The following is an 8,344-nucleotide window of genomic DNA, read 5'->3' on the forward strand; positions in this document are numbered from 1 at the left end:
GCTGATCACCCACCAACAGCATCACGTCATCGAATCGACCCTGCCGATTCTCACGTCCCAAAGCCACACACCGATTCTCCAGGCACACCCGCGCCAACCCCGCCCAGCCACGCCGAAACCGGCACACAAAATCAGCGGCGTCCTAGGAGTCTGCTGAATAACGGGTGCTTGGGGGCGGGGTGCCTCGCGGCGCTCTGTGGCGCTGATTTGAAGTCAGACCCGGAGGTCGACAGAAGAGGTCACCCCGCCATTGGTCAGGTTGGCAGCTTGTAGCGGTTCGGGCAAGTACTTCGGTTGGTGTCAGGCCAGCGCCCAGGCGTCGGCCGTGCGGGTCAATCCCATCGCGATCATTCTTCGCAGGTTCAGGGCGGCGACGCGGTGATGCAGCCACTGGTCGTTGCTGGCGGTACCTCGGTAACGCAACTTGCGGTTACCGCGGGTCAGCCAGGCGATAGCACGTTCGACCATCGGCCGATGTTGGCGGTATTCGTTGAGCCACTGAGGTTTTCGTGCTTCCACTCGGGCGGATCGCTGCAGGGCGTGGTGTGGTGAGACCTTCAGGGTCTTGCCTTTGACGGCGGTGGTGGATCGGGTCCGCAGACTGCAGTTCCGGCAGGCCACCCCGTAAACGGCTGCACCATGGGCGGTGAGGCGGCGGGTCAGCCCGGCGGGGCAGCTCACCTGACGGCTGGCGTGGTCGATAGTGAAGTCATCGATGGTGAATCCGCCCTCGACGGCGGGTCGCAGTGGAGCGGGTTTGACCCGATCACAGTGGCCGCGTGCGGCCAGTTCGGCACGGAACTCCCCAGAGCCGTAGGCCGAATCGGCCAACACCGTCACCGGCGCGGTTTCGGAATCGAGAAGGGTCAGCCCGACGGTGGCCTCACTGTTGGCTGCACCATTGGCCTGGTGCAGAGCGCAGTCGGTGATGATTCCGGTGTCGGGTTCCACCGCGATGTGGGCCTTGTAGCCGTCTTGGCGGCGGTGCACGCTCTTGTGAACGTGGCGGGCCTGCTCATCGACTGTAAAGACCACCCGATCGCTGACGACCTGGCGGGCGATGCGCCAGCGTCCGTCGGTGCCATCAGAGCCCTCGACCGGTTCGACGTCCTGGCCGGCGACCAACGCCAGCAGCGCGACCGCCTCAGCAGCACGCGGCCCGAGTTGCTGGTCGGGCAGATACCCCAGCAGCCGATGAGCATCGGTAACCAGCGCATCCACCAACGTCTCTCGAGCCGCGGCGTCGTCCCAGCTGATGGTCGGTTTACCCGGGTCGCCGTAGTCATGGGCGCTGCAGTGGGCGGCGATAACCTCAGGTGCGCCAGGCACCTCGCGCCCAACGCGGCGGATCGCACCAACGAGCTGGGTCACGGTGTCCTGGGTAGCCACCGCATCATCGAGGACCGTGGAGTCCAACGCCCGGCGTGTCTTACCCGACAAGGCACCGGTCTCAGCGACCACGGCTTTGACGGCATCAAAGATGCGATTCGGTGCCTGCGAGACCGCCAAACGGCGCCGCCAATAGGTCAGCGTCGTGGAATGAAACGCCGCAGCGGTGACTGGCAGCCCGCAGGCGGCTTTCCAGCGCAGATCAAACGTGACCGCATCGACGGTCTCGTTATCGGAGAGCCCGTGCAAGGCCTGCAAGGTGATCACCGAGGCCATCACCTCCGCCGGCACACTCGGACGGCCCCGCCGCGACGGGAACAGATCAGCGAACATCTCCTCAGCGAACAACTCCCGGCGATGGGCAGCCAGGAACGCAAACACGCTGTTGCCCTTCAGAAGATGACCGGCAACCGACTCCGCATCCAACAATTCACGCTGATCATCGGATCGACCCTGCACCCATCAATCATCCCGAAAACCCCAAAACAACCACCGCCGCCACGCGGATTAATTCAGCAGACCACCAGGCAGACCAGAGGTTTGTTATACATGTGCGTCGCATACCTGTAGTATCGGATGGAGTACCTTTACTCTCGGGCCGCTGATCGCTGACGCCCGCAGCATCGACCACAGCGCGGGCCCGACAGCTCGGCAGGAGCGGCCATGCCCACCCCGGTATCGGATAACCCGTCGATACCTCACTCGTCTGCCACTCCGACAATCAGCGCCCAGGGGCACCTCGTCACCGGCTCAGGCTTTCTCCCTTACCACAACGTCACCGTCAAGATCAGCCGCGCTGGAGAGGACATTAGTGACTACCTCGCTTACGTGACGGACGGCGACGGCGACATCGATTGCGAGCTACTCGACAGCGTCACGGGCACCTTCCACATCGCCGCAACCGACCACCGCCCCGATCCTGACGGTGTGTGCGGCCGCCTGTGGAGCAACACCTATACCCTCGTCGTGGCTGAGATGTAACCAGCCCACGACAATCAGGCCGCGATGCTCCCTGGCGAGTGGGATTGGCGCCGCCGTGCACTGACACGGCGTGGTTCGGTCCGCCCACCGGACCCGGCACTTGCCGCCGCCCCAGGTGTGCGTATCAAATGGAAGAGTGTCCTGGGGATCGTTGATCGTTGCGATTCGCGGAGAAAGTGGACCGCGACCGGCACGCCCAGGAGGCGATCGGAGTCGCATGCCTACCGACGTGCCCGGCAATCAGCCACCTGCGTGGCCGGTCCGACCGACCGGCCCCATGATTAGCGCCTCCCGCGGCCAGGTCTTGATTACGGGCAGCGGATTCCTGCCCAACCGTTCGGTCACCATCCGCATCACGTACTTCGGTGAAGACATCGTGGACTACCTCACCTACGTCAGCGACGCCGACGGGTACCTAAGCGCACCGCTGCCGGAGACCGCAGTTAGCGAAACCGGGCACATCGCCGTCACCGACCACCGCCCCCACCCCGATGGTGACGGGGGCCTGCTGTGGAGTAACACCGTCATCGTTACCTCTAGCGGTACGTGAAATACAGCACGGCCAAAGGCGCGCCCATAGATCGCGAGTGACCCCGACAGGGAGCCGTTGACGGGTCGGTCCGCTGAGCGGACCGGATTCTTGCCCGGCCAAACCGCCTTGGCGTGCAATGGAACGGGCTTTCTTCTCGCTGGCCAGTCGTCATCGATAAAGGGGTGATCCGTGGACACGGACCCGTGTGCCGCGAGGGTGTGGTGGAGCACCATCGGTGCTGCCTCAGCAGATTCGACTTTTACCGGTCTGCTCGCCGGCTTGCTGATCGCCGCCGCTGCGGCGCTGCTCGTGCAGTGGTATCAGGGTGCAGCTCCCCCCACGATAGCGTTGTTCGGTTCCGGCGTGCCAGTTCTGACGCTTTCCACCTATCTGTTCACCGTAATCGGCGCAGTGCAATACCCAAAAGATATTGACTATAAGACACCCAGAGGCCTCGGTGACAGCCTTTGCAACCAGTTGTGGAGTGAATGGCTCCTAGCAACCGGTTCGCTTTTCATCGGTAGCTCTGTCCTTGTCTGCGGGTTAGGTTGGGCGCTCGTAAGCTACGCTGATAATCTCGCGGTGGAGCTTTGCAAAAGAAATGATCCAATTGAGACAGTAGAGCACAATCGCAGGTTCTTCATCCGTTTAAATGCATGGCTTTCAGCCGCAGCTACAGCCGCGACGACCGCTCTACTTATAGTCACAAGTGTACTTTACTTGCAGGCCATTGGCCAACAGAATATGCACTTCGAAATATTCGGCGTCAAGTGGTACCTCCTGTTCTTCGTTTATTTATTTGGCCTGTATCTTATCGGCCGTGTATCGTATGTCGTTTTTAATCGCACACGCAGCGCTAGGCGTGCGAACAAGAAATCGTGTGCCGACTATGTCGCCGGTGGCCCACCTGTCGCCGCAGATAACGAAGGCATAAGAGCGGGCGTAAGCCCCGGGCGGCCACCCGCCACAAAAGATCTAAGATCCGCACAAGATCTAAGATCCGCACAGCGTAAGAAATTAGCAATGCGTGCCGCGCTGGAGTTTGCCGTCTTGATGTTGGTCGCGCTCGGTGCACTCCTGGCTGTTTATCTGACATCAGAAGCTGTAGAACACCGACACTGGGGGCCGGTCGACCCCGATATAGTCATCTACGTGGTTGTCCTCTACATTATCGTCCGAGTGATCTATGTCCTGGTTATGGGTATCATCGAACTGGTATCACCCAGAAAGGACGACGCCCCCACTTACAACGAAGCTATCCCACCGGCGAACGCAAAATCGGAAGAGCGCATCCGGATGAAGTACGACCGTGGAAGGCTTCACGCGACGACATATACCGTTGTCTTTTTGGCGATATTAGGAACTTTCTTCGTAGTCGCGTTAACACAGGGACCTTTATGGCCCGTTCCGCGGATTCTCATATCGCTCTTCCTCGGCGGCCTTTATCCAGCTATTGTCCTCGCGGGGCTTAGCTCTTCAGTCCCCGCCGCCGAGGATGTCAGGAAGCCAAAATGGGAGACGGTGCGTTGGTTGGGGTTTATACCGTGATGCTTTATCAAGCACCTGGCGATCCGTCGATAAAGCCTCGATAAGCGACGGAATGCCACCGTGCTTGTGATTGCGGCGTTAGCCTCGATTTTTCGCGCGACCAGCAGGCTGGAGGTGGCCTTGTGTAGGTGATCTTTGGTCGTAAAGCTCGTCGTCGCTTGCCGGTGTGAGTCCGGTCCGGGTAGCTGTCAGGAGGCCCGGTAGCAGACTGGCGGCTTGGTCTGGAAACGGATCAGGTCGAAGCCCAGTGTCGAAAGCCCTTGAGGGGGAGCGACTGAGCGGTCCGTAGCATGACGCGAAGCCTGCGGCGTCGTTAGAGGTCCGTCCGTTAGGACGGGTGCAGGGAGTGCCGAGCCCCCGAAATCAGGGCGAAGGCCATGGAAGGCGCTGAAGACCTGAATGTGCAGGCGCTGAAGAACTCCCCGGCGTATGGGGCTCGGAACGCTCAGATAGTGGCGACGGGAACTGGTGAGGCCCTCCCCGGCCCGGCAACCTGCGAAATGTGTTGTTGGAGCGCGGCGCTCTATAACCAGTGAACCTGGGAAGTGAGCTGTCAGTCGGGTGGGCGTCGGAGGCGGTCGTAGTACTGGTTGAGCCGAGCGGACAACACAACCGTCGGTGAGGGAAGGACCGCTGCTTCGTCGATGCGTATCGCGTGTAGTGGAGGTGCCCGGTGAGTGCCGTTTCGGCTAGTCCCGCCGCTTTGGGGTCCGCGCCTGCGGATCCGGTTCGTGCCTTACAGCATGCGCTGTACCGGGCGGCCAAGGCCGATCCCGGGCGACGGTTTCATGCGTTATGGGACAAGGTCTTTCGCAGAGACGTCCTGTGGCGTGCGTGGGTGATGGTGTACCGGAACCAGGGTGCACCGGGCATCGACAAGACCACCTTGGCCGACGTCGAGGAGTACGGGGTGACCCGGCTGCTGGACGAGTTGGCCGCCGAACTGCGGGAAGGGCGGTATCGGCCGTTGCCGACGCGTCGGGTGTTCATCCCGAAGCCGGGCACGACCGAAATGCGCCCGTTATCGATTCCCGCCGTTCGGGACCGGATCGTGCAGACGGCGTGCAAGATCGTGCTCGAGCCGATCTTTGAAGCCGACTTTATGCCGTGCTCGTTCGGGTTCCGGCCCAAGCGGGCGGCGCACGATGGGCTCCAGGTCCTGGTGGACGAAGCGTGGCGGGGCCGCCGGTGGGTGGTTGAGACGGACATCGCGAACTGTTTTTCGGCGATTCCGCATGAGAAGTTGATGCAGGCAGTTGAGGAACGCGTCTGCGACCAGGCTGTGCTCAAACTTCTGCGCGCGATGCTGCGCGCGGGAGTGATGCAGGACGGTGTGGTGCGGCGCGAGGTGACCGGCACCCCGCAAGGCGGCGTGGTCTCGCCGCTGCTGGCGAATGTCTATCTGCACCGGATCGATCGGGCGTGGGACGTTCGCGAGTTCGGGGTGCTGGTGCGTTATGCCGACGACGCCGTGGTGATGTGCCGCTCCCGGCAGCAGGCGGAGGCCGCGCTTGCGCGGCTTCGGGCACTGCTGGCCGAACTCGGTTTGGAACCGAAGGCGGCCAAGACTCGGATCGTGCACCTTACCGACGGGGCCGGGGGACTGGATTTCCTCGGCTTCCACCATCGGTGGGTGCGCGCTCAGGGTCGCACCGGTGGTAAGGGCGTCGCCTTCCTCGCCCGCTGGCCGGCGGACAAGGCGATGCAGCATGCGCGCGACCGGATCCGGGAGTTGACGGATCGTCGCCGGATGCTGCTGGGTGTGGAGTACATCGTGGGAGAGGTCAATCGCTTTCTGCGAGGCTGGGGCGGGTACTTCCGGTACGGGAACTCGGCCCAGCGGTTCAACCAGATCAGGGATTACGCGGTGATGCGGATCGCGGGCTTCATTGCGAAGAAGCATCGTCGCTCCCGGGCGTTCGGTCGTTGGGTTATTGCCTACGCGTCGGACAATCAACTCGGGCTGATCCGCCTTGACGGAACTGTTGTTGCACCCAGGCCTTTCCGGGCCTGGCGGGTGGTGCCGAATGCCGGCGGTGAACGGCGTCGGTAAGCCGTGTGCGGGAGAACCGCATGCACGGTTTGACGGGCGGGAGCTGGAAACGGAACAACGATCGGGCCAGGGCCACGGAGATGAAGGACACCAGGGGAAACCCTGTGGTCACCAGCGGCTCCGAGACCTACCGTCGATCCACGTCACCGCGCCAGCTCTCGACCCTACGCGAAACTCCACGTGACACGTGCTTAAGTTAGCGAAAGTGCCTGTCCGGCAAGGGATAATGAGACTTCTCTAGGGTCCGTCATTCCGAAGCGGAGGCACTTTCTAGGTGAACAGTAGCGCAGCGGTTTCACGAGTGAAAGTATCGGCGGACGGCCAAGGGGTTGTGTCGCATGCCGGGGTGGGGATATTGCGCAATTTAGCTGACCTGACCGGGCTATCTTCGCAGGTCACCGCAGCGTTGGCCGAGACCTACAGGGGGCCGTGGATCCATGCCCCCGGCGATGTGTTCGCCGATCTGGCCGCCGCGGTCGCCGACGGCGCGGACTGCGTGGACGGGGTCGGCGAACTGTTCGCCGACCGCGAGCAGGTATTCGGGGCGGTGGCCTCCACGACCACGCTGTGGCGGCTGGTTGATGAGCGCATCGACACCGCGCACCTGCCGGCGATCCGAGCGGCCCGCGCCCATGCCCGGGAACGCGCCTGGGCAGCGGGGGCGGCACCGGTTCAGGATGGCTGGCTGCATCTGGATGTGGACGCCACCATCTGCCTCGATCACTCCGACAACAAGGAAAACGCTGCGGCGACCTGGAAGAAAACGTTCGGGTTCCACCCGCTGCTGGTGTTTTTGGACCGCCCCGACATCGCCGCCGGAGAAGCCCTGGCCGGGCTGCTGCGGGCGGGCAATGCCGGGTCCAACACCACCGCCGATCACATCAGCGTGCTCGACCAGGCGCTTCGCGCCCTGCCGGCGGCCTACCGGCCGGGCCCGAACAATCCAACAGCCCCACAGATGCTGATCCGGTCGGACTCAGCCGGGGCCACCTACGGGTTCGCCGCCGCCTGCCGCGACGCACACGTGGGATTCTCGCTGGGCGCGGTCATCAACGCCGCCTGCCGTGATGCCGCCGAGGTCCTCACCGCGACCAACAGTTGGTATCCGGCGATCGAGACCGGCGGCGGCATCCGCGAGGGCGCCTGGGTCGCCGAGGCCACCGACCTGGTCGACCTGTCAGCATGGCCACCGGGTACCCGGCTGATCCTGCGCAGGGAACGGCCCCATCCCGGCGCGCAGCTGCGCTTCACCGACTCCGATGGGCACCGCATCACCGGGTTTCTCACCGACACGCCCAACGGCGCCATACCCGGTCAGCTCGCCGGATTGGAACTACGTCATCGTCAACACGCCCGCGTCGAGGACCGCATCCGTCAGGCCAAAGCCACCGGCCTGCGCAACCTGCCGTTCCACTCGTTCGCCGCCAACAGTGCATGGCTCGAAATCATCATGGCAGCAACCGATCTGATCGCCTGGGCCAAACTCATCGGCTTCACCGACCACCCCGACCTGGCGCGCTGCGAGATCGAAACCTTCCGCTACCGGGTGCTGCACGTGGCCGCCCGCATCACCCGCGGAGCCCGCCAACTACGCCTGCGTATCGACGCCGCCTGGCGCTGGGCACAAGCAATCGCCACCGCCTGGTGTCGCATCCGCGCCGCGTTCCGATAAACCCGCCGCTCCTTGCCCCGACGAGACGAAAGACCCCACCGGCCCCAAGGAAGCCCGCCCACCGCAGCGACACCGGCCGACCTGTCACACCCACCTGCAACAATCAAGCCCGACAGGCGACCAGCACCGACTTCAACCCCGCTGAATCACGCCGCACGAAAAATCGAGG

The 8,344-nt window shown here is 63.2% G+C and carries 6 protein-coding genes; 5 read left to right on the forward strand and 1 reads right to left on the reverse strand.

Translation table 11 applies throughout. The annotated features are described in order from the left end of the window. Positions 1 to 300: 300 nt before the first annotated feature. The gene (locus tag ACLP9N_RS02965) at positions 301 to 1,848 is read right to left on the reverse strand and encodes an IS1182 family transposase (RefSeq protein ID WP_442405996.1); all 1,548 of its coding nucleotides are present in this window, start codon (positions 1,846 to 1,848) and stop codon (positions 301 to 303) included. Between the two features lie 204 nt (positions 1,849 to 2,052). Here ACLP9N_RS02965 and ACLP9N_RS02970 point away from each other — a divergent pair, with 204 nt between their 5' ends. The 5 genes from ACLP9N_RS02970 (at position 2,053) to ACLP9N_RS02990 (ending at position 8,175) form a co-directional block, all read left to right on the forward strand. Continuing rightward, positions 2,053 to 2,370: a hypothetical protein gene (locus tag ACLP9N_RS02970; RefSeq protein WP_442405997.1), complete on the forward strand. Its 318-nt coding sequence runs from the start codon at positions 2,053 to 2,055 to the stop codon at positions 2,368 to 2,370. Positions 2,371 to 2,587: 217 nt separating this feature from the next. After that, a complete protein-coding gene (locus ACLP9N_RS02975; RefSeq protein WP_442405998.1) occupies positions 2,588 to 2,920 on the forward strand; it encodes a hypothetical protein in 333 nt (110 codons plus the stop codon). Positions 2,921 to 3,091: 171 nt separating this feature from the next. After that, positions 3,092 to 4,450: a hypothetical protein gene (locus ACLP9N_RS02980; protein ID WP_442405999.1), complete on the forward strand. Its 1,359-nt coding sequence runs from the start codon at positions 3,092 to 3,094 to the stop codon at positions 4,448 to 4,450. A 673-nt stretch (positions 4,451 to 5,123) separates the two neighbouring features. After that, positions 5,124 to 6,503 carry a group II intron reverse transcriptase/maturase gene (ltrA, locus tag ACLP9N_RS02985; protein ID WP_442406000.1) on the forward strand — a complete coding sequence of 460 codons (1,380 nt, stop codon included), beginning with the start codon at positions 5,124 to 5,126 and terminating at the stop codon, positions 6,501 to 6,503. Between the two features lie 274 nt (positions 6,504 to 6,777). Next, positions 6,778 to 8,175: an IS1380 family transposase gene (locus tag ACLP9N_RS02990; protein WP_442406001.1), complete on the forward strand. Its 1,398-nt coding sequence runs from the start codon at positions 6,778 to 6,780 to the stop codon at positions 8,173 to 8,175. The last annotated feature ends 169 nt before the right edge of the window (positions 8,176 to 8,344 follow it).

This window comes from Mycobacterium sp. (assembly GCF_052144515.1).
Classification (GTDB): Bacteria; Actinomycetota; Actinomycetes; order Mycobacteriales; family Mycobacteriaceae; genus Mycobacterium.